19 protein-coding genes are annotated in these 19,707 nt (G+C 69.4%); 3 read left to right on the plus strand and 16 right to left on the minus strand.

Annotated elements, in window-relative coordinates:
- Positions 1-97: 97 nt before the first annotated feature.
- Positions 98-2,488, plus strand: coding sequence for a phosphoenolpyruvate synthase (gene ppsA, locus E2169_RS08110; RefSeq protein WP_132986123.1), 2,391 nt, complete (start codon positions 98-100; stop codon positions 2,486-2,488).
- Between the two features lie 270 nt (positions 2,489-2,758).
- On the opposite strand, the gene orn is transcribed toward ppsA, so the two are convergent.
- The gene (gene orn, locus E2169_RS08115; RefSeq protein ID WP_132986124.1) at positions 2,759-3,331 is read right to left on the minus strand and encodes an oligoribonuclease; all 573 of its coding nucleotides are present in this window, start codon (positions 3,329-3,331) and stop codon (positions 2,759-2,761) included.
- 24 nt (positions 3,332-3,355) lie between these two features.
- Positions 3,356-3,865 (minus strand): tRNA adenosine(34) deaminase TadA, encoded by a 510-nt coding sequence (tadA, locus tag E2169_RS08120; RefSeq protein WP_132986125.1) that lies wholly within the window; start codon positions 3,863-3,865, stop codon positions 3,356-3,358.
- Between the two features lie 91 nt (positions 3,866-3,956).
- On the opposite strand from tadA, the gene pdxK reads away from it, so the two are divergent.
- Positions 3,957-4,796 (plus strand): pyridoxine/pyridoxal/pyridoxamine kinase, encoded by an 840-nt coding sequence (pdxK, locus tag E2169_RS08125; RefSeq protein ID WP_207918378.1) that lies wholly within the window; start codon positions 3,957-3,959, stop codon positions 4,794-4,796.
- 7 nt (positions 4,797-4,803) lie between these two features.
- Here the strand turns inward: pdxK and guaA are convergent, their stop codons facing one another.
- The 14 genes from guaA to ndk all read right to left on the minus strand — a co-directional run bounded on the left by guaA (position 4,804) and on the right by ndk (position 18,845).
- Positions 4,804-6,387: a glutamine-hydrolyzing GMP synthase gene (gene guaA / locus E2169_RS08130; RefSeq protein ID WP_132986126.1), complete on the minus strand. Its 1,584-nt coding sequence runs from the start codon at positions 6,385-6,387 to the stop codon at positions 4,804-4,806.
- On the minus strand, positions 6,384-6,614 hold the full coding sequence (locus tag E2169_RS08135; RefSeq protein ID WP_132986127.1) for a hypothetical protein: 231 nt from the start codon (positions 6,612-6,614) through the stop codon (positions 6,384-6,386). The genes guaA and E2169_RS08135 overlap by 4 nt, the downstream gene beginning before the upstream one ends.
- Positions 6,614-8,071: an IMP dehydrogenase gene (gene guaB, locus E2169_RS08140; protein WP_132986388.1), complete on the minus strand. Its 1,458-nt coding sequence runs from the start codon at positions 8,069-8,071 to the stop codon at positions 6,614-6,616. Before guaB ends, E2169_RS08135 begins: the two co-directional genes overlap by 1 nt.
- Before the next feature lie 85 nt (positions 8,072-8,156).
- A complete protein-coding gene (gene folD, locus E2169_RS08145) occupies positions 8,157-9,047 on the minus strand; it encodes a bifunctional methylenetetrahydrofolate dehydrogenase/methenyltetrahydrofolate cyclohydrolase FolD (RefSeq protein ID WP_132986128.1) in 891 nt (296 codons plus the stop codon).
- 79 nt (positions 9,048-9,126) lie between these two features.
- Positions 9,127-10,176 (minus strand): DUF2272 domain-containing protein, encoded by a 1,050-nt coding sequence (locus E2169_RS08150; protein ID WP_165942371.1) that lies wholly within the window; start codon positions 10,174-10,176, stop codon positions 9,127-9,129.
- An 80-nt stretch (positions 10,177-10,256) separates the two neighbouring features.
- On the minus strand, positions 10,257-11,399 hold the full coding sequence (gene moeB, locus E2169_RS08155) for a molybdopterin-synthase adenylyltransferase MoeB (protein WP_132986130.1): 1,143 nt from the start codon (positions 11,397-11,399) through the stop codon (positions 10,257-10,259).
- 111 nt (positions 11,400-11,510) lie between these two features.
- Positions 11,511-12,083, minus strand: a complete 573-nt coding sequence (mobA, locus tag E2169_RS08160) for a molybdenum cofactor guanylyltransferase (RefSeq protein WP_132986131.1) — start codon at positions 12,081-12,083, stop codon at positions 11,511-11,513.
- Entirely contained in the window at positions 12,080-13,495 is a 1,416-nt protein-coding gene (der, locus tag E2169_RS08165) for a ribosome biogenesis GTPase Der (RefSeq protein WP_132986132.1), read from the minus strand. The genes mobA and der overlap by 4 nt, the downstream gene beginning before the upstream one ends.
- Before the next feature lie 13 nt (positions 13,496-13,508).
- Positions 13,509-14,714, minus strand: a complete 1,206-nt coding sequence (gene bamB / locus E2169_RS08170) for an outer membrane protein assembly factor BamB (protein ID WP_370465110.1) — start codon at positions 14,712-14,714, stop codon at positions 13,509-13,511.
- Entirely contained in the window at positions 14,711-15,355 is a 645-nt protein-coding gene (locus E2169_RS08175) for a YfgM family protein (RefSeq protein ID WP_132986133.1), read from the minus strand. Before E2169_RS08175 ends, bamB begins: the two co-directional genes overlap by 4 nt.
- Positions 15,356-15,485: 130 nt before the next feature.
- Complete coding sequence (locus tag E2169_RS08180) at positions 15,486-16,298, minus strand: helix-turn-helix domain-containing protein (RefSeq protein WP_229659131.1); 813 nt, start codon at positions 16,296-16,298, stop codon at positions 15,486-15,488.
- A complete protein-coding gene (pilW, locus tag E2169_RS08185; protein ID WP_132986135.1) occupies positions 16,298-17,122 on the minus strand; it encodes a type IV pilus biogenesis/stability protein PilW in 825 nt (274 codons plus the stop codon). The genes E2169_RS08180 and pilW overlap by 1 nt, the downstream gene beginning before the upstream one ends.
- A complete protein-coding gene (gene rlmN, locus E2169_RS08190) occupies positions 17,109-18,263 on the minus strand; it encodes a dual-specificity RNA methyltransferase RlmN (protein ID WP_132986136.1) in 1,155 nt (384 codons plus the stop codon). Before rlmN ends, pilW begins: the two co-directional genes overlap by 14 nt.
- 156 nt (positions 18,264-18,419) lie before the next feature.
- The gene (gene ndk, locus E2169_RS08195) at positions 18,420-18,845 is read right to left on the minus strand and encodes a nucleoside-diphosphate kinase (RefSeq protein WP_132986137.1); all 426 of its coding nucleotides are present in this window, start codon (positions 18,843-18,845) and stop codon (positions 18,420-18,422) included.
- Between the two features lie 221 nt (positions 18,846-19,066).
- On the opposite strand from ndk, the gene E2169_RS08200 reads away from it, so the two are divergent.
- Positions 19,067-19,684 (plus strand): TetR/AcrR family transcriptional regulator, encoded by a 618-nt coding sequence (locus E2169_RS08200; RefSeq protein WP_132986138.1) that lies wholly within the window; start codon positions 19,067-19,069, stop codon positions 19,682-19,684.
- Positions 19,685-19,707 lie beyond the last annotated feature (23 nt).

The following is a 19,707-nucleotide window of genomic DNA, read 5'->3' on the forward strand; positions in this document are numbered from 1 at the left end:
GGATTGGCTTGCTAAAATAGCCAAACTCGACGCGCGGCGCTCCCTGGCCCGTGCAGCCTTCCCCACCGTTCCACCGCAAATCCCTCCGGAGTCCGCTTTGAGCGCCAACATCCTGTGGCTTGACGACCTTCGCCTGACCGACCTGGCCCAGGTCGGCGGCAAGAATTCCTCGCTTGGCGAGATGATCGGCAACCTGGCCCGGCTCGGTGTCTCCGTGCCCGGCGGCTTCGCCACCACCGCTGATGCCTTCAAGGACTTCATCGCCCACAACACGCTGGAGCAGCGGATCTTCGACAGGCTGGCCACGCTCGACGTCGAGGACGTGGCCGCGCTCACCCGCGCCGGCGGCGAGATCCGCGGCTGGGTGATCGAGGCGCCGCTGCCGGCCGCGCTGGAGGCCGACATCCGCACCGCCTACGCCAAGCTCTGCGCGGACAACGGCGGCGGCGCGGCTTCTATCCAGGATGTGGCGGTCGCGGTGCGCTCCTCGGCCACCGCCGAGGACCTGCCCGATGCCAGCTTCGCCGGCCAGCAGGAAACCTATCTCAACGTCACCGGCGCCGACGACGTGGTGGTGAAGGTGAAGGAAGTCTTCGCCAGCCTCTACAACGACCGCGCCATCGCCTACCGCGTGCACCATGGTTTCAAGCACGAGGACGTGTTCCTGTCCGCGGGCGTGCAGCTGATGGTGCGCGCCGACATCGGCGCTTCGGGCGTGCTGTTCACGCTCGACACCGAGTCCGGCTTCCGCGACGTGGTGTTCATCACCTCCAGCTACGGCCTGGGCGAGAACGTCGTGCAGGGCGCGGTCAACCCCGACGAGTTCTATGTCTACAAGCCCACGCTGCGCAAGGACCGGCCGGCCATCCTGCGCCGCTCGCTCGGCGCCAAGCAGATCCGCATGGTCTATTCCGACCAGCCCGGCGAGCGCGTGCGCAACGAGGACACGCCCGAGGCTCTGCGCAACAGCTTCTCGATCAACGACGAGGACGTGCACGAGCTCGCGCGCCAGGCGCTGACGATCGAAGAGCACTACGGCCGGCCGATGGACATCGAGTGGGCGAAGGACGGCAATACCGGCAAGCTGTTCATCGTCCAGGCGCGCCCGGAAACGGTGAAGTCGCGCGGCAAGGCCACGCAGATCGAGCGCTTCATGCTCGGCGCGCGCGGCGACGTGGTCTGCGAAGGCCGGGCCATCGGGCAGAAGATCGGTTCCGGCGTCGCGCGCGTGGTGCGTTCGCTCGACGACATGGCCCGCGTGCAGCCCGGCGACGTGCTGGTCGCCGACATGACCGACCCCGACTGGGAGCCGGTGATGAAGCGCGCCGCCGCCATCGTCACCAACCGCGGCGGCCGCACCTGCCACGCAGCGATCATCGCGCGCGAGCTGGGCGTCCCGGCGGTGGTCGGCACCGGCAACGCGCTCGACATGATCGAGGACGGCAAGGACGTCACGGTGAGCTGCGCCGAAGGCGACACCGGCTTCATCTACGCCGGCACCCTGCCCTACGAGCGCATCACCACCGACCTCAGCTCGATGCCCGAGGCGCCGCTGAAGATCATGATGAACGTCGCCAACCCCGAGCGCGCGTTCGACTTCGGCCAGCTGCCCAACGCCGGCATCGGCCTGGCGCGGCTGGAGATGATCATCGCCGCGCACATCGGCGTGCATCCCAACGCGCTGTTGGAATACGACAAGCAGGATGCGGAAACGAAGAAGAAGATCGACGCCCGCGCGGCCGGCTATGCCGACCCGGTGTCGTTCTACGTCGACCGCCTGGCCGAGGGCATCGCCACCCTGACGGCGTCGGTGGCGCCGAACCCGGTGATCGTGCGCATGTCGGACTTCAAGTCCAACGAGTACGCCAACCTGATCGGCGGTAGTCGCTACGAGCCCGAAGAAGAGAACCCGATGATCGGCTTCCGCGGCGCCAGCCGCTACGTCGACAAGGCCTTCGCGGAAGCGTTCGCGCTGGAGTGCCGCGCCGTGCTCAAGGTCCGCGAGACCATGGGCCTGGACAACCTCTGGGTGATGATCCCGTTCGTACGCACGCTCGACGAAGGGCGCCGGGTGCTGGAGGTGCTGGCTGCCAACGGCCTGCGCCGCGGCGTCAACGGGCTCAAGGTCATCATGATGTGCGAGGTGCCGTCGAACGCGCTGATGGCCGACGAGTTCCTGGAGATGTTCGACGGCTTCTCGATCGGCTCCAACGACCTGACCCAGCTCACGCTCGGCCTGGATCGTGACTCGGCCGTGGTCGCGCACCTGTTCGACGAGCGCGACCCGGCGGTGAAAAAGCTGCTGTCGATGGCGATCCAGACGGCGAAGGCCAAGGGCAAGTACATCGGCATCTGCGGCCAGGGTCCGAGCGACCACCCGGACCTTGCCGAGTGGCTGATGCAGGAGGGGATCGAGTCGGTGTCGCTCAACCCCGACACCGTGGTCGATACCTGGCTGAAGCTGGCGAAGTCGAAGGCTGCTGGCTGAGGCGGGTCCGTCTGACGCAGACATGGAAGGCCGGGCTTCGTAGCCCGGCCTTCTTGTTTTTAACCACGGATGACGCGGATCAGCGCGGATTTGCGCGGATCCTTTCTTTGCAGAGGCACGGCAGCCGCGTCGCTTCGAGCGGGGCCGTGTGCGACAGCTGCCGAACAGCTTTTCAAATCTGCTTTATCCGCGAAGATCCGCTCTGATCCGCGTAAATCCGTGGCAAAAACTCCGCTCTTCCACAGCGCGCTCCTGCTTGCAAGGCTCGCGTCAGTCGTGCGGAGCGAAGGCACCCATGGCGTTGCGGTAGTGGCGGAGTTCGGCGATGGAGTCGTGGACGTCGCTCAGCGCGGTGTGGGCGGCCTGCTTGCGGATGCCGGCGTGGACCTGGGGCGCCCAGCGGCGGGCCAGCTCCTTGAGGGTGCTGACGTCGAGGTTGCGGTAGTGGAACCAGCGTTCGAGCGCGGGCATGCGGCGGTGCAGGAAGCGGCGGTCCTGGCAGATCGAGTTGCCGCATATGGGCGACTTGCCCGCGGGCAGCCACTGTTCCAGGAACTCCAGGGTACGCGCTTCGGCTTCGGCCATCGGCACGCCCTCTTCCAGCACGCGACGCCACAGGCCCGAGCCGCCGTGCTGGTTGCGGTTCCATTCGTCCATCGCCTCGAGGATGGCCAGCGGCTGGGCGATGGCCAGCTCCGGTCCCTCGGCGAGCACGTTGAGGTCGGCGTCGGTGACCACGGTCGCGATCTCGAGGATGGTGTCGTGGTCAGTGTCGAGCCCGGTCATTTCAAGGTCGATCCACACCAGCCGTTCGTCGTTGCCCACCCTCGCTCCTCGTTGCATGTCAGGCGCGCATGATACCGCGCCTCAGTCGGGTGCCAGGCCCCGCTTGGCGCGGAAATAGTTGCGCAGGCGGCGCCCGGCCTCGTCACCCAGCACCCCGCCCGCGACCTCCACGCGGTGGTTGTGGCGCGGATCGGCGAGCAGGTCGAAGACGCTGCCGGCGGCCCCGGTCTTGGGATCCGATGCGCCGTAGACCACCCGCGCGATGCGGGCATGGATCATCGCCATGGCGCACATCGCGCAGGGTTCGAGCGTCACGTACAGCGTGCAGCCGATGAGCCGATGGTTGCCGAGCGCCCTGCCCGCTCCGCGCATCGCCACGATCTCCGCATGCGCGCTGGGGTCGTGGTCGCCGATGTTGCGGTTCCAGCCTTCGCCCAGCATCTGGCCCGCGGCATCGACCAGCACCGCGCCGACCGGGATTTCGTCGAACTCGTGCACGGCACGGTCGGCCAGCGCGAGCGCGTGGCGCATCCATGCCGCGTCGCGATCGTCTCCGGCGGTGGGCGGAATGTGTTCCGGCATGGCCGCCATTCTAGTGGCTGGCCGCGGCGTAAAATGCGCGGGGAGCGACGGCCGGCAAACGCGCAAGGTCCGTCGTCGCCACGCAGCGAGGTCGTCCAACGTGGGATCCGGTTCCAGTCCCTTCCAGCCGATGCAGATCGAGGTCGTCTCGGTGCAGTCGCAGGTCGTCTACGGCCAGGTCGGCAACAACATCGCGGTGCCGACGCTGCAGGCCCTGGGCCTGCGGGTGGCCGCGGTGCCGACGGTGGTGCTGAGCAATACGCCGCACCACCCCACGATGCACGGTGGCGCCATCCCGCTGGACTGGTTCCAGGGCTACCTGGACGACCTGCTGGCGCGCGATGCGCTGCGCAAGCTGCGTGCGGTGATCGTCGGCTACCTTGGCGGCCCGGCCCAGGCCGGGGCGCTGGCGCGCTGGATCGAGGCCCTGCTGCGCGATCGCCCGGACATCCAGGTGTTCATCGACCCGGTGATCGGCGACGAAGACGTCGGCGTCTACGTCGATCCCGGCATGGTGGAGGCCTATCGCAGCCACCTGTTGCCGCTGGCCGACGGACTGGTGCCCAACGGCTTCGAACTCGGGTTGTTGAGCGGACGCCCGGTGGCCGACATCGACCAGGTGGCGGCGGCCGCACGCGCGCTGCTGGTCGGCCGGACGCGCTGGGTGGTGGCGACAAGCGCCGCGCCCGGCACCTGGCAGGGAGACGAGATGCGGGTCGCCGTGGTCACGCGCGACGCGGTCGAAGTCATCGAGCACCGTCGCCTGGAGACCACGCCCAAGGGCACCGGCGACCTCTTCAGCGCGACCCTGGCCGGCCGTCAGCTGGCTGGCGCCGGAGTCGCCGAAGCCGCCAGGCTGGCCTGCGACCGGGTCCTGGAAGTCCTGGTCGCCACGCGCGCGGCGGGCTGCGCGGAGATGCTCGTCTTCCCGGACTCCTGAGCGGGCCCTACTCCCACTCGATCGTCGCCGGCGGCTTGCCGCTCACGTCATAAACAACGCGAGAAACACCGCGTACCTCATTGATAATCCTGTTGGAAACGCGGCCGAGGAAGTCGTAAGGCAGGTGCGCCCAGTGCGCGGTCATGAAGTCGACCGTCTCCACCGCGCGCAGCGCGATCACCCACTCGTAGGCGCGCGCGTCGCCGACCACGCCGACCGACTTCACCGGCAGGAACACCGCGAAGGCCTGGCTGGTCTTGTCGTACAGCCCGGCCTTGCGCAGCTCCTCGATGAAGACCGCATCCGCCCGCGCCAGGATGTCGGCGTACTCCGCCTTGACCTCGCCGAGGATGCGCACGCCCAGGCCCGGGCCCGGGAACGGGTGGCGGTGGACCATTTCGTGCGGCAGGCCGAGCGCCACGCCGATGCGCCGCACCTCGTCCTTGAACAGCTCGCGCAGCGGCTCCACCAGGCCGAGCTTCATGTGCTCGGGCAGGCCGCCGACGTTGTGGTGGCTCTTGATGACGTGCGCCTTGCCGGTCTTGCTGCCGGCGGATTCGATCACGTCGGGGTAGATCGTGCCCTGCGCGAGCCATTTGGCGTTGGCGAGCTTGCCGGCCTGCTCGTCGAAGATCTCGACGAACAGGTTGCCGATGATCTTGCGCTTGGCTTCCGGATCGGTGACCCCGGCCAGCGCGCCGAAGTAGCGCTCGCGCGCATCGACCCGGATCACGCGGATGCCCAGGCCGTGGGCGTCGGAAGCGTCGGCGAAGGTCGCCATCACCTGGTCGCCTTCCTGCCAGCGCAGCAGGCCGGTGTCGACGAAGACACAGGTCAGCTGGTCGCCGATCGCGCGGTGCAGCAGCGCCGCGACCACGGAGGAGTCGACGCCGCCGGACAGACCCAGGATCACCTCGTCCGAACCGACGGTGTCGCGCACGCGCGCCACCTGGTCCTCGATGATGTGCTCGGCCGTCCACAGCGTCTCGCAGCCGCAGACCTCGACCACGAAGCGCCGCAGCAGCGCTTGCCCGGACTGCGTGTGCGTGACTTCAGGATGGAACTGCACGCCGTACCAGCGCTTGCCTTCGTTGGCGAACGCGGCCACCGGCACGCGCGCGGTGGTGGCGGTGACGGTGAAGCCCGGCGGTGCCTTGGCCACGTGGTCGCCGTGGCTCATCCACACGTCCAGGCGCGGCGGCCGGCTGCCGTGGTCGTTGAGGTCGCCGAACAACGTGTCGGGCGCAACCAGGGTCACCTCGGCGTGGCCGTATTCGCGCGCGTCGGCGGACTCGGTCTCACCGCCCAGCTGCTTGGCCATGGTCTGCATGCCGTAGCAGATGCCCAGCAGCGGCAGGCCGCTGTCGAAGGCTTCCTGCGGCGCGCGCGGCGCCCCGTCGACGGTGGTCGACTCCGGCCCGCCGGACAGGATGATGCCGCGGGCGCCGAAGGCGGCGATCTCCGAGGGATCGTGGTCCCAGGCCCAGATCTCGCAGTACACGCCCAGCTCGCGCACGCGGCGCGCTATCAGCTGCGTGTACTGCGCGCCGAAGTCGAGGATCAGGATCTTGTCGCGGTGCAGGTCGGTCATGGCGTGGTGTCGGGGGGCGTCTGCTCGGGGAGCGTGAGGCGGAAGGTGCACTGCTCGAGCTCCGCGTTCCACTCGCCGCCGTTGCCGGTGCAGGAATCGCGCAGCTGCCAGTCGCGGTAGAAGCCATAGCCGTAGAGCGCCACCGCGACCACCGCCGCCAGCGCGAGGCCGCGCAGCAGGATGCGGCGGGCCGGCGAATGCGTGCGGGACGATCGCGAGCGGCGCATCAGCCGGCCCTGTAGTTCGGCGGTTCCTTGGTGATCTGCACGTCGTGGACGTGGCTTTCGCGCTGGCCGGCGCCGGTGATCTTCACGAAGTCCGGCTTGCTGCGCATCTCTTCGACCGTGCCGCAGCCGACGTAGCCCATGGTCGCGCGCAGGCCGCCGATCAGCTGGTGGATCACGCCGCTCAGCGGGCCGCGGTACGGCACCCGGCCCTCGATGCCCTCGGGCACGAGCTTGTCGGCCGTGGCGGCCTCCTGGAAGTAGCGGTCGCTGGAACCCTTCTCCATCGCCGCCAGGCTGCCCATGCCGCGGTAGCTCTTGTAGCTGCGGCCCTGGTAGAGCTCGGTCTCGCCGGGGGTTTCCTCGGTGCCGGCGAACAGGCCGCCGATCATCACCGTGGACGCGCCGGCGGCGAGCGCCTTGCCGATGTCGCCGGAGTAGCGGATGCCACCGTCGGCGATCAGCGGGATGCGGTCCTGCAGCGCGGAGGCGACCATGTCGATCGCGGTGATCTGCGGCACGCCCACGCCCGCGACCACGCGCGTGGTGCAGATCGAGCCCGGGCCCACGCCGACCTTGACCGCGTCGGCGCCGGCGTCCATCAGCGCCAGCGCGGCGTCGCCGGTGACGATGTTGCCGCCGACCACCTGCAGCTTCGGGTAGCTCTTCTTGGCCCAGGCCACGCGGTCGAGCACGCCCTGCGAATGGCCGTGCGCGGTGTCGACGATGATGACGTCCACGCCCGCGGCCGCGAGGCGCTCGATGCGCTCTTCGGTGTCGCCGCCGACGCCGACCGCGGCGCCGACCAGCAGGCTCTCGGAGGCATCCTTCGCCGAATCCGGATTGTCCTGCGCCTTCTGGATGTCCTTCACCGTGATCAAACCGCGCAGTTGGAAGTCGTCGTTGACCACCAGCACCTTCTCGATGCGGTGCCTGTGCAGCAGTCCGATCACCTCTTCATCGCTGGCGCCTTCCTTCACCGTGACCAGCCGCTCCTTGCGGGTCATGATGTTGCGCACCGGGTCGTCGAGTTTCTTCTCGAAGCGCATGTCGCGCCCGGTGACGATGCCGACCAGCTGGTCGCCGTCGACCACCGGCACGCCGGAGATGTTGCGCGCGCGGGTGAGGCGCAGCACTTCGCCGATGGAGGTCTGCGGGCCGACCGTGAAGGGTTCACGGATCACTCCGGCCTCGAAGTTCTTGACCTGCAACACGTGCGCGGCCTGGCGCTCCGGGCTCATGTTCTTGTGCACGATGCCGATGCCGCCGAGCTGGGCCATGGCGATGGCCAGGCGCGCTTCGGTGACGGTGTCCATGGCGGCGGACACGATCGGCAGGTTCAGGCGCAGGTCGCGCGTGAAGCGGGTGGCGAGCGAAACGTCCTTGGGAAGGACGGTGGAATGCGCCGGGACGAGCGAGACGTCGTCGTAGGTGAGCGCTTCAGCCTGGATGCGCAGCATGGGCGTGCCGGTGGTGGTGAAGCACGGCATTGTACCCCGCCGGGGCCGCGGCAGCGCGCGCCAATGGCGGGACGCGGCGTCCCGCTCAGCCCGCTGCGTCGGCGGCCTCGAGAGCCTCGGCGGCTTCCAGGGTGTTCTGCATGAGGGTGGCCACGGTCATGGGCCCGACGCCGCCGGGCACCGGCGTGATCCAGCTGGCGCGCTCGGCGGCCGCGGCGAAGCCGACGTCACCGACCAGGCGGCCATCGTCGAGCCGGTTGATGCCGACGTCGATCACCACCGCCCCCGGCTTCACCCATTCGCCGGGAATCAGGCCCGGCTTGCCGACCGCGACCACCAGGATGTCGGCCTCGCCCACGTGCCGCCGCACGACTTCGGGCGGCGTGAACTTGTGGCAGCTGGTCACCGTGCAGCCGGCGATCATCAGTTCAAGCGCCATCGGCCGGCCGACGTGGTTGCTGACCCCAACGATCGTCGCGCTTTGCCCGCGCACCGGGCGATCGGTCCAGGCCAGCAGCGTGGTGATGCCGCGCGGCGTGCAGGGGCGCAGGCCGAACTGGCGCAGCGCCAGGTGGCCGACGTTTTCCGGATGGAAGCCGTCGACGTCCTTGCGCGGGTCGATGCGGTGGATCAGGCGAGTGGCGTCGGGGATGCCCGGCAGCGGCAGCTGCACCAGGATGCCGTGCACCGTGGGATCGGCGTTGAGGCGGTCGATCAGCGCCAGCAGCTCGTTCTCCGTCGTGCCCTTGGGCAGGTCGAAGTCGAGGGCGCGGATGCCGACGATGCCGGCGGCCCGGCGCTTGTTGCGCACGTAGGAGCGCGACGCGGGGTCGTCGCCGACCAGGACCACCGCCAGGCCGGGCGGTTCGTGCCCGGCGGCCGTGCGCACATCGACACGCAGCCTGAGCGAGTCCAGGAGTTCGTCCGCGATGCGCCTGCCATCGAGGATGCGGGCCATGGGAAGTGTTTCGGGCATGCCGGTATCGTGCGCGGAAAGCACATATTGTCGCCGATCGCGCCCCGCCGGCGCGAGCGGGCGTCGCGGCCGCCGCGCTTCAGCGCACCGGCTGCAACCCGTCCGCAGGCGGCTGCGGTGCGTCCGCCGGGCAGCGCGGAATCCCCCCGCCGACCACGCAGTAGACGCAGCACCTTGGCGCCACCGGCGTCATCGAAGGGCCCTGCATCGGCGGCGGCGGCGCCAGGCGCGCCAGTTCCGCCTGCGGCCGCAGCTGCAGCAGCGCGGCCCAGTCCTGCCGGTTGGCATTGCAGGCCGCCGGCGCGTCCGGACTGCATGCGGGGCCGGCGTCCTGGCGCAGCGGCAGGTCTTCGAAGTGGCCGCCGGCGGTCAGCGGCAGCATCCGCATGGTGACGCCGTCAAGCACGTTGCCACCCACCAGCCGTGCCGTGCGCTCACTGCCCTCCCCGGCCGAGACCACGATGTCGCAGTGCATTCCCAGCCCGCCGCCATCCGCGCTGAGCAGGGTCGCCAGGCCGCCGAAGCCGTAGCTGCGCCCGGGCACCCGCACGTAGCAAAGCAGGTCGCCGCGGGACGGTCGTGCCGCGCGCGGATCGGCAATGCGGTAGGCGCTGCCTTCGGGGTTGCGGTATGCGTCGCGCACGTAGTCGACGTGGCTGGCCGAGGCGCGGAAGCCCGGAAGCGCTGCGCGGCGCATCACCCAGGACACGAAGGCCGCCGACCATGGCGTATCGATCACGAAGCTGCGGCAGGCCGGCGCTCCCGACTGCTCGCTGGCGTGCACGCAGTCGGTCGCGCCCGATCGCTGCATCACCTGCCACAGCAGTCCGCTGCCGCGCCAGTAGTCGGTGACCCGCAGCCAGGCCGGCTGCCCGTTGGCCAGGCGTGCCGCTTCGGCCTCGCGCACGACCGAACCCGCGAGGCCACCGTCGCCGCCGATGAAGGGGCGGTACCAGGTCTGGTGCTCCTCGCAGGCCACGGCGGCAATGCGGGTGGCCGCATCCGGCGCCGACTGCTGCGCACGCAGCAGCGGACAGGGATCCGCAGCCAGTGCGGGCAGTCCTGGCGCGAGCCAGAGGCCCAGCAGAAAGGCCGCAAGACACGCCTGCATGCGCAGTGCATTCGCCATCGCATCGCTCCCCGGTGTTGCCGTGGAGCGTATCGCAGCCCCGTGCAGGCGACGATCACGCCTGCCGCCGGAGCCTGCGATCAGCCGGCGCAGAACGCCTCGTAGTCGATATAGCCCGGGAACTCGGTCCCCGCCGCGCATACCGGGCAATCCGGGTCCGGCGTCAGCTGCGTCTCGCGGAAGCGCATGCCCAGCGCGTCGTAGTGCAGCAGCCGGCCGCGCAGCGGCTCGCCCACGTGCAGCAGCAGCTTCAGCGCCTCGGTGGCCTGCAGCATGCCGACCACGCCCGGCAGCACGCCCAGCACGCCGGCCTCGCTGCAGTTGGGGGCTGCGTCTGCCGGCGGCGGCTCCGGGAACAGGCAGCGGTAGCACGGCGCCTCGCCGCGGTGGCGGCCGGCGTCGAACACGCTGACCTGGCCGTCGAAGCGGTGCACCGCGCCGTAGACCAGCGGCACGCCGAGATGCACGCAGGCATCGTTGAGCAGGTAGCGCACGGGGAAGTTGTCGGCGCCGTCCACCACCACGTCGACGCCTTCCAGCAGGCGCTCGATGTTGGCCGAGGTCACGCGTTCCGCGACCGCGTCGACCTTCATCCGCGGATTGAGCGCCGACAGCCGCACCTCGGCGGAGTCGACCTTGGGCATGCCGATGTCGGCATCGGTGTGCAGGATCTGCCGGTGCAGGTTGCTGCGCTCGACCACGTCGTCGTCGACGAGGCGCAGTTCGCCAATGCCGGCCGCGGCAAGGTAGAACGCGGCCGGCGAGCCCAGGCCGCCGGCGCCGAGCATCAGCACCCGCGCCATGGCCAGGCGCTTCTGCCCGCGCATGCCGATTTCGGGCAGCAGCAGGTGGCGCGAGTAGCGTTCGTGGAAATCCAGGTCGCGCGGCTGCGCAGGCGGTTCCGGTCGCCCCATCGGCAATCCTTCCGCGATCCAGCGCAGGGTGCCGCCGCGGATCGAACACACGTTGCGGTAGCCCTGCCGCTGCAGCGCTTCGGCGGCCAGCATCGAGCGCCCACCGCTCTGGCAGATGAGCACCAGCTCGGTGTCCCGGTCGTGGAAGTGGAACCCGGTCTCCTGCTCCAGCTCGTCGCGGGCGATGCCGCGTGCGCCTTCGGCCATGCCGAGTTCGCGCTCATGCTCCTCGCGCACGTCAACCAGCACGGCGCCCGAGGTTTCCATGCGCCGCTGTGCTTCGCGCGGAGTGATTTCGATGATCGTCATGCCACGATTATCCTGCACCGCAAGACTCCTGCCGACTGCGGCCCACCCGAGGTGCGGTCTACGTTACGCCATGGCAAGCGCGCGCGGTGGCTGCCCGCGGGAACGCCGCGTTCAGCCCGCGTCGAGCCCCGCGGCGGCGAGATCGGCCGGCGTATTGAGGTTGCCGAAGCGCAGGCCCGCGAAGCGGACTCCGACCATGTCCAGCCGCGTCTGCAACGCCCGCGCGGACAAGTCGCCCGAATCCAGCGCCGCCGGCAGGGCCGCGCGCAGCGCTGCGGTCCGCCACAGCGCCACCAGCGGCTGCCGGCCGTCGTCGTCCTCGGCCCAGGCGCCGTCGCCGCCGGCCGCCTGCAGGCTGCGCAGCAGGCAGTCGTTGACCGAGACCAGGTCGACCGGCAGCGTCAGCAGCCACGGCGTCGCGCAGGCCCACGCCAATGCGTCGAGGCCGCCGAGCGGACCGAGGTCCGGACGACGATCCGAGACTGCCGCCATGCCGTGGGCGGCGTAGCGTTCAAGGTCGCGATTGGCCGATACCAGCACGGCATCGACCTCGCCGCGCACGCGCTTGGCCAGTCGCAGCACCTGCGGCTCGCCGCCCTTCTCCAGCCAGGCCTTGTCGGCACCGCCAAGGCGGGTGGCGCGGCCTCCGGCCAGCAAGCCGAGGGTGGTCGCCCCGGCGTTCACTTGCCGCGCTTGGCGTGCCGGATCAGGCGCTTCTTCTTTGCCACCTGGCGCTCGCTGAGCACGTTCTTGCGGTCCTTGTACGGATTCTCGCCTTCCTTGAACACGAAGCGCACGGGCGTGCCGACCAGCTTGAAGCGCTTGCGGAAGAAGTTCTCCAGGTAGCGCCGGTAGCTGTCGGACAGCGTGCGCAGGCGCGTGCCGTGGACGATGATCGTGGGCGGGCTTTCCCCACCCGGATGCGCGAAGCGCAGCTTGGCGGCGTGGCCGCGCACCACCGGCGGCGGGTTGGTTTCCACCGCGATCTCGATCGCGCGGGTGACCTCGGCCGTGCTGAAGGTCCTGGTGGCCGACGCGTGGGCGCGATGGATCGCACGGAACAGCTCGCGCAGGCCCGAGCCGTGCAGCGCGCTGATGCGCACGGCCTCGGCCCAGGGCACGAAGGCCAGCTTGCGCGACAGCAGCGCTTCCACCTGCTCGCGCTGGTAGGTGTCCAGGCCGTCCCACTTGTTGACCGAGATCACCAGCGCGCGGCCGGCGTCGAGCACCGCGCCGAGCACGCTCGCGTCCTGGTCGGTCACCCCCTCCTGCGCGTCGATCATCACCACCGCGACCTGGCACTGCTCGATCGACTGCAGGGTCTTGATGATCGAGAACGTCTCCACCGCCTCGTCCACCCGCGACTTGCGACGGATGCCGGCGGTATCCACCAGCCGGTACAGGCGGCCGTCGCGCTCGAGGTCGGCGGAGATCGAGTCGCGGGTGGTACCCGCGACTTCGGATGCGATCATCCGCTCTTCGCCCAGGATGCGGTTGACCAGCGTCGACTTGCCGACGTTGGGCCGGCCGACGAAGGCCACGCGGATGCGGTCCGGATCGTTGTCGAGCGCCTCGGTGGCGCCCTCCTCCGGCAGCTGCGCCCGGATCTCGTCGACCAGGTCGTCGATGCCGTGCCGGTGCGCCGAGGACACTGCCAGCACGTTCTTGAGGCCATAGCGCGCGAACTCGGCGAGCGCCTCGCGCGCATCGATCCCGTCGGTCTTGTTGACCACGAGGAAGGTCGGCCTGGCCGCCTTGCGCAGCCAGGCCAGGATCTCGTCGTCGACCGCCGACGGCCCTTCGCGGCCATCGACCACGAACAGCACCAGGTCGGCCTCGTCGGCGCCGGCACGGGCCTGGCGCGCGGTGGCGCCGGCCAGGTCGCCGGTGACCAGGTGCGCGCCGCCGTCGGCGATGCCGCCGGTGTCCACCAGCGCAAACGGACGCCCGTCGTCGACGCGGCAGACGCCGTAGTGACGGTCACGGGTGACGCCGGGCTGGTCGTGCACCAGGGCGTCGCGCGTGCGCGTCAGCGCATTGAAGAGCGTCGACTTGCCGACATTGGGGCGGCCGACGAGGGCGACCAGGGGAAGCATGCGATGCGCCAGGTCAGTCGATGCGCCAGGCGCTCAGGTCACCGTCGACGTCCTGGACCACGAGGATGCCGTCGGCCACCGCCGGGCGCCCTGCGATTGCCGAACGGCTGGCGCGGGTGCGGGCGGCGAACTCGCCGTCGGACAGCCGCATCCAGTGCAGGTAGCCTTCAAGGTCGCCGACCACCGCATAGTCGCCGTGGACCGCGGCCGGGGCCAGGTTGCGGCGCACCAGCGCCGGTTGCTGCCAATAGGACGTGCCCACGTACTTGTCGATGCCCCAGACCCTGCCCGCGGAATCGCTCACCACCAACCGGTCGCTGGCCACGCCGACGCCGCCGGCGCCGCCGCTCTCGGCCGCCCACAGCGGTCGCCCGGACGGCCCTTCGAAGGCCACCGTGCTGTTCTTGTAGCTGCTGGCGATCACGACAGCGCCATCCACCACCGGCGCGCCGTCGACGTCGGCCATGCGCTCGAGTTCGGTGCGGCCGTCAGCTATGCCGACCGGCTGCTCCCACGCCACCCGTCCGTCACTCAAGGCCAGCGCCAGCAGGCTGCCCTCGTCGGTGCCGATGAATGCGAAGCCCGGCGCCAGGGTCACCGGAGCGTTGCCACGCACGGTCAGCGGCGGGAGATCCTGGACCCAGAACCAGCGACGCTCGCCGCTGGCGGCATCCAGGGCCGTGACCCGGCCGTCGTTGGAACGCACGACCACCAGGCCCTGGCCCACGGCCGGCCGGGTGATCACCTCGTTGGGCACCGTGGCCGTCCAGCGCAACGCGCCGGTGGCGGCATCCAGCGCCACCACCTCGCCGTCGAGCGAACCGGCGACCACGAGTCCGTCGCCGGCGCCGGGACCACCCGACAGGCGCAGATCGGAGTCGTGGTGCCAGAGGCTGCGGCCGCTCTGCAGGTCGAAGGCGCGGACGCCGCCCTTCACCGAGGCCGCATAGACGTTGCCATCGGCAATGGTGGGCGCCTGGGCGACGCCAGTGCGGCCGTCACCCTTGCCGGCGCTCGCCGTCCAGATGCGGGAGGGCGTGGCCGAAGACTGGAAGTCGACAAGTTTGGCCGGCTCCGTGTCCGCCTTGTCGTCGTTGCTGCTGAACCAGCCACGCATGGTGCTGCAGCCGGTGGCCATGGCGATGCAGGCGAGCACCAGCATGGTCCTCGCGGCAATTCGTGCGTGGCGGTGCTGGCGGATGGGCGGTACGACGGTCATGGGGCCTGTTCCTCGCTGCGGTCGGGAGTACCGCCGGCGTCGATGAGCTTGATCTCGAGCAGGTGGCGCTGGGTCACGGCAGCTTCGTCGAGCACGGCGAGGGCCGCGGCGTAGGCGTCGCGCGCCTGCTCCGGGCGCCCGGCAGCGTACTCCGCGTCACCACGGACCTCGAGGCTGCCTGCGTCGTCGGCATCGCCAAGCGCAGCCAGTGCCTCGTCGGTCCTGCCGGCATCGACCAGCAGCACGGCAAGCCGGCGCGCAACCACGGCCGACAGCGTCGGCTCGCCATCGTCGATGGCCGACAGGGTGGCGATCGCGGCGTCGGTGTCGCCGGCTCCGACCTGGGCGGAGGCGAGGTCGAGTGCGACCAGGGTGCCGTAGATCCCGTCGTCGAGCCCGAAGCTTGCGGCCAGCGTGCGCGCCTTCTCGAGGTCGCCGGCGGCGATGCTGTCGTTGATCGCGGCGTAGGCCTCGCCGGTCGCGATGCGCTTGGCCTGCAGGTGGTCCTGCCACTTTCCGTATCCATAGACCAGGGCCAGCGCGACGGCAATACCTGCGATGACCCCGAAGGCGTTCTGGCGGATCCACTCGCGTACGCGTTCGCCCTGTTCGTGCTCATCGAGCAACTCGTCTACTGCCATGTTCTTCCGATCATGCTGGGCGCCGCGCCGCCGTGGGGCGGGCGGACACCGGATTGGGAACGGCCCGCGAACGGGCCGCCGGTTTCATGCGCCGGGTCCGTTCCGGGCCGCCGCAGCCGCTGCGCCGGGCTCAGGGCCCTGGGGGCGCCAGCGAACCGTCAGAGGATACCGTAAAGCGGGCGACGTTCGCCCGCAGGTATGGGGAAATGTCCTGCTCGACGCCGTTGCGGCGCACGTCCACGGCGCTGGCGTTGCCCAGTACCACGCCGCCCACCTCGCCCGCATCGAAGGCGCGCACTGCGCCGGCGTGCAGCAGGACCTGTTCGACCACGCTGCCGTCCGGGGCGGTGATTTCGACCCAGCTGTCCTCCGCCAGCCGCAGCTCCAGGCCGTTAGCCGCTGGCGGAACGAGCAGGACCGGCCTCTGCGCGACCGGGGCCATCGACGCCACCAGCGGCGTGGGCCCCCGGCTGCCCTGCGACACGGACGCGCCGGGAATCTCCACGGGCACATCAAGCGAGCCCGACACCGTGTCCTGCGACACCAGGTGCGGCTGCGTCGCCAGCCACACCGGCAGGGCGATGGCGGCGGTGATCACCACGTAGACCAGTCGGCGCGCCGACTGTTCGGCAATGATGCGCATCCGTGGCACGTAGGTGCGCGGCGTGAGTTCGACGGGGCGGATCGGGTCGACCCCCGAGGCGATGTGCACGGCTTCGGTGCCCAGGCCCAGCAGGCGCCCGTAGCTGCGCAATTGCCCGCGGATGAAGACCGGAGCGCCAAGGCGGCTCCAGTCCTCGGCTTCGAGCGATTCCACAACCCGCACCGGCATCCGCAGGCGGGTGGCGACATCGGGCACGGTCAGGCCCGCGGCCTCACGCGCAATGCGGAGGCGTTGGCCGCAGCCCTGGTTGGCGTCGGTCGTATTTTGATCTGGCGGCATCATCGTGAGCGGCTGTCCCCGTGCAGCACTGCCTGCGCTTGCGGAAATTCCGTCCGCAGACGCTGAACATAACGAGCGGCGGCAGCCTTGTCGCCGAGCATTTCCTCGATTTGTGACGCAAGTAGTAACGTGGCGGGCGTTGCCCGTCCCGCATCGAGCCGCCGCTGCGAAAACGCCCGCGCCTCGAAATAGTCCCCTTGGCCGTAAAGATGCCGTGCCAGGGCCTCGAGCGCAACAGCATTCAGCGGATCCAGGCGCAGAGCGGCGCGCAGGTCACGCTCGGCCCGACCGGGCTGCCCGCCGTCCACGGCGCAGGCGCCGGCATTGGCCAGCGCCGACGCGGGGCTTGCGTAGCTGCGGTCGGCGAGCGCCCGATCGAACCAGGCCAGCGATTCGGCCGCATGGCCGTTGAGGCACAGCCAGCCGCCGTAGTTGTTGAGCGCGGGACCCGAATCCGGCGCCAGTTCGGCAGCCTTGCGGTAATGCACGCCCGCGGCATCGGCACGGCCCTGCTGCTCCAGCGCAAGCGCCATCAGGGTGTGGGCAAGTCCGTTGCGGTCGTCGATCTTCAGCGCCTTGCGCGCCTCGGCCTCGGCGTCCGCCGCCCGGCCCTGGTGCAGGGCCTGCTCGCCGCGCAGCAGGTGCGCGCGCACGCTGCCCGCGTTGCGTCCATCGCGATCACCGCCGCTGAAGTCGTAGGTTCGCGCTACCTGTTCGGAATCACCGCGCGCCGCACTCGGCTTGATGAAGCTCAGCCGCGAGCAGCCCGTGGCGAAGGCCACGGCCACCAGCAGCGACGCGACGACAAGATCACGGCCGCGCATGGCTCCCCTCCCCGTCCGCCTCGAGCGTCCGGCGGAACTCGGCCTGCCGCCGGGTGCGGTCGGCGACCTGGCCCTTCAACTGGCCGCAGGCGGCATCGATGTCGTCGCCGCGGGTGCGGCGTACCGGCGCGATCATGCCGGCGATGTTGAGCTGCTTCTGGAACGCCCGGATCACCGACTCGTCGGGGCGCTCGTAGCGCGTGCCCGGGAACGGGTTGAACGGGATCAGGTTGATCTTGGCGGCGTCCTTCATCTGCACCGCGCGATCGAACGCGCGCAGCAGCTGGACCAGCTCGCGCGCATGCTCCGGCTGGTCGTTGACGCCCTTCATCAGCGTGTACTCGAAGGTCACCGACTCGCCCTTCTTGCGCAGCGCGTAGCGCACGCAGGCGGCCATGAGCTCGGCGATCGGATACTTCTTGTTGAGCGGCACCAGGGTCGTGCGCAGCGCGTCGGTGGGCGCATGCAGCGACACCGCAAGCGAGACGTCGCTCTCTTCGGCCAGGCGGTCGATCATCGGCACCATGCCCGCCGTCGACAGGGTTACGCGCTTGTTGGCCAGGCCGTAGCCGAGGTCGTCGCGCATCACGCTCATGGCGCGCACGACGTTGTCGAAATTCGCCAGCGGCTCGCCCATGCCCATCATGACCACGTTGGTCAGGCGGCGCTGCTTGTGCGGGATGTTGCCCAGGTGCTTCGCCGCCACCCAGACCTGACCGATGATCTCGGCGGTCGACAGGTTGCGGTTGAAGCCCTGCGTGGCGGTTGAACAAAATGTGCAGTTGAGCGCGCAGCCCACCTGCGAGGACACACACAGCGTGCCGCGCCCCTTGTCGGGGATGTAGACGGCCTCGATGGCGTTCTTGCCATCCATGCCCAGCAGCCACTTGTGGGTCCCGTCGGTCGAGGCCTTGTCGAAATGCACCTGAGGCACGATGACTTCCGCGCGCTCCTGCAGCTTGGCGCGCAGCGCCTTGCCCAGGTCGGTCATTTCATCGAAGTCGGTGACGTGGCGGTGGTGGATCCACTTCATCACCTGGTGCGCACGGAAGCGCTGCTCGCCGAGTTCATCGGCGAAAAAGCGCTCCAGCCCCGCTCGGTCGAGGTCCAGGAGGTTCTGCTTGGGAGCTGTTTCGGTCACGGGCCTTCAAAGGTCAAGAGCATTTGCCACGGATTACGCGGATCAAGAGCACATCCACGCGGATAGAGCGAAAAGCAGGTGGGCCGAAAAGGCTTTTCACCTCTGATCTTGCTGTTGCTTGATCCGCGTCATCCGCGTAGATCCGTGGCAAAAAAATCAACGAACGTAAACGTCGGTTGACGGGAAGAAGTACGCGATCTCGACGGCGGCGGTTTCGGCGGCGTCGGAGCCGTGCACGGCGTTGGCATCGATGGAATCGGCGAAGTCGGCGCGGATGGTGCCGGCGGCGGCTTCCTTCGGGTTGGTGGCGCCCATCAGGTCGCGGTGCTTGAGGACAGCACCCTCGCCCTCGAGGACCTGGATCATCACCGGGCCGCTGATCATGAAGTCGACCAGGGCCTTGAAGAACGGACGCTCGCGGTGCACGGCATAGAAGCCTTCGGCCTCGGCGCGCGACAGCTGCTTCATCTTGGCGGCGGCGACCTTCAGGCCGGCCTTTTCAAAACGGGAGTAGATTTCGCCGATGACGTTCTTGGCGACGGCATCGGGCTTGATGATGGACAGGGTGCGCTCCAGCGCCATGGGATTCTCCGGATTGCGGGGCCGGCCATCCAGGGCACGGCGTCCAAGGTAACAGAAAAACCCACGCCGGGGCGCGGGTTTAGCCGACAAGGCTGCAGTAATTCTAACGGATCGAACACGATGCCTGCACGGATTTTCGCAATGCCCCGACGTTGACCTGTCGCCGCGACTGCCCCTAGTATCCAAACAAGCGTTTGATTCAGGCAGGCCTGCACCGCCCCATGGCAAGTAGACAATTTTCGACCAAGGACCGGATCCTCGGCGCCGCCGAGGAACTGTTCGCCCAGCACGGCTTCGGCGGCACCTCGCTGCGCCAGGTGACCGGCCGGGCGGACGTCAACATCGCCGCGGTCAACTACCACTTCGGCAGCAAGGAAAACCTCATCAACGAGGTCTTCCGCCGGCGCATGGACGAAATGAGCGGGCAGCGGCTGGCGATGCTGGAGCAGGCGCGCCGTGACCATCCGGGCGACCTGGAACCGGTGCTGTCCGCCTTCGTCGAGCCGGCGCTGGCGCTGGCTCGCGACCGCCAGGGCGGCGTCGCCTTCATCCGGGTCATCGCCCGCGCCTACGCCGAAAAGAACGACGGCCTGCGCAAATTCCTGTCGGAGCAGTACGGCCACGTGCCGCGCGAGTTCGCGCGCGCGATCGCCGAGTGCGTGCCGCACCTCGACAAGGAGCAGCTGTACTGGCGGTTGGACTTCCTGTCCGGAGCCCTGACCTATGCCATGTCCGATTTCGGGCTGATCAAGCGACCCGCCGGGGTCAGCGAGATCGCCCACCGCAAGCGCGCGGCAGAGGAGCTGATCCGCTTCACGGCCGCTGGCATCAAGAGCTGAACAAACTTATGTATCAAGGAGTT

Origin of the sequence: Luteimonas terricola, assembly GCF_004352845.1 — a bacterium.
Taxonomy (GTDB): domain Bacteria; phylum Pseudomonadota; class Gammaproteobacteria; order Xanthomonadales; family Xanthomonadaceae; genus Luteimonas; species Luteimonas terricola.

What these genes read in the sequence shown, in the direction of transcription:
- tadA (WP_132986125.1), bottom strand. Translation starts at nt 3,865, where the DNA reads ATGGCGGCCATGCCGGAACACATTCCGCCCACCGCCGGAGACGATCGC.
- der (WP_132986132.1), bottom strand. Translation starts at nt 13,495, where the DNA reads ATGCTTCCCCTGGTCGCCCTCGTCGGCCGCCCCAATGTCGGCAAGTCG.
- folD (WP_132986128.1), bottom strand. Translation starts at nt 9,047, where the DNA reads ATGCCCGAAACACTTCCCATGGCCCGCATCCTCGATGGCAGGCGCATC.
- ndk (WP_132986137.1), bottom strand. Translation starts at nt 18,845, where the DNA reads ATGGCGCTGGAGCGCACCCTGTCCATCATCAAGCCCGATGCCGTCGCC.
- guaB (WP_132986388.1), bottom strand. Translation starts at nt 8,071, where the DNA reads ATGCTGCGCATCCAGGCTGAAGCGCTCACCTACGACGACGTCTCGCTC.
- E2169_RS08175 (WP_132986133.1), bottom strand. Translation starts at nt 15,355, where the DNA reads ATGGCAGTAGACGAGTTGCTCGATGAGCACGAACAGGGCGAACGCGTA.
- orn (WP_132986124.1), bottom strand. Translation starts at nt 3,331, where the DNA reads ATGCAACGAGGAGCGAGGGTGGGCAACGACGAACGGCTGGTGTGGATC.
- guaA (WP_132986126.1), bottom strand. Translation starts at nt 6,387, where the DNA reads ATGACCGACCTGCACCGCGACAAGATCCTGATCCTCGACTTCGGCGCG.
- moeB (WP_132986130.1), bottom strand. Translation starts at nt 11,399, where the DNA reads ATGACGATCATCGAAATCACTCCGCGCGAAGCACAGCGGCGCATGGAA.
- pilW (WP_132986135.1), bottom strand. Translation starts at nt 17,122, where the DNA reads ATGCGCGGCCGTGATCTTGTCGTCGCGTCGCTGCTGGTGGCCGTGGCC.
- E2169_RS08180 (WP_229659131.1), bottom strand. Translation starts at nt 16,298, where the DNA reads ATGCCGCCAGATCAAAATACGACCGACGCCAACCAGGGCTGCGGCCAA.
- E2169_RS08135 (WP_132986127.1), bottom strand. Translation starts at nt 6,614, where the DNA reads ATGCGCCGCTCGCGATCGTCCCGCACGCATTCGCCGGCCCGCCGCATC.
- bamB (WP_370465110.1), bottom strand. Translation starts at nt 14,714, where the DNA reads ATGACCGTCGTACCGCCCATCCGCCAGCACCGCCACGCACGAATTGCC.
- E2169_RS08150 (WP_165942371.1), bottom strand. Translation starts at nt 10,176, where the DNA reads ATGGCGAATGCACTGCGCATGCAGGCGTGTCTTGCGGCCTTTCTGCTG.
- E2169_RS08200 (WP_132986138.1), top strand. Translation starts at nt 19,067, where the DNA reads ATGGCAAGTAGACAATTTTCGACCAAGGACCGGATCCTCGGCGCCGCC.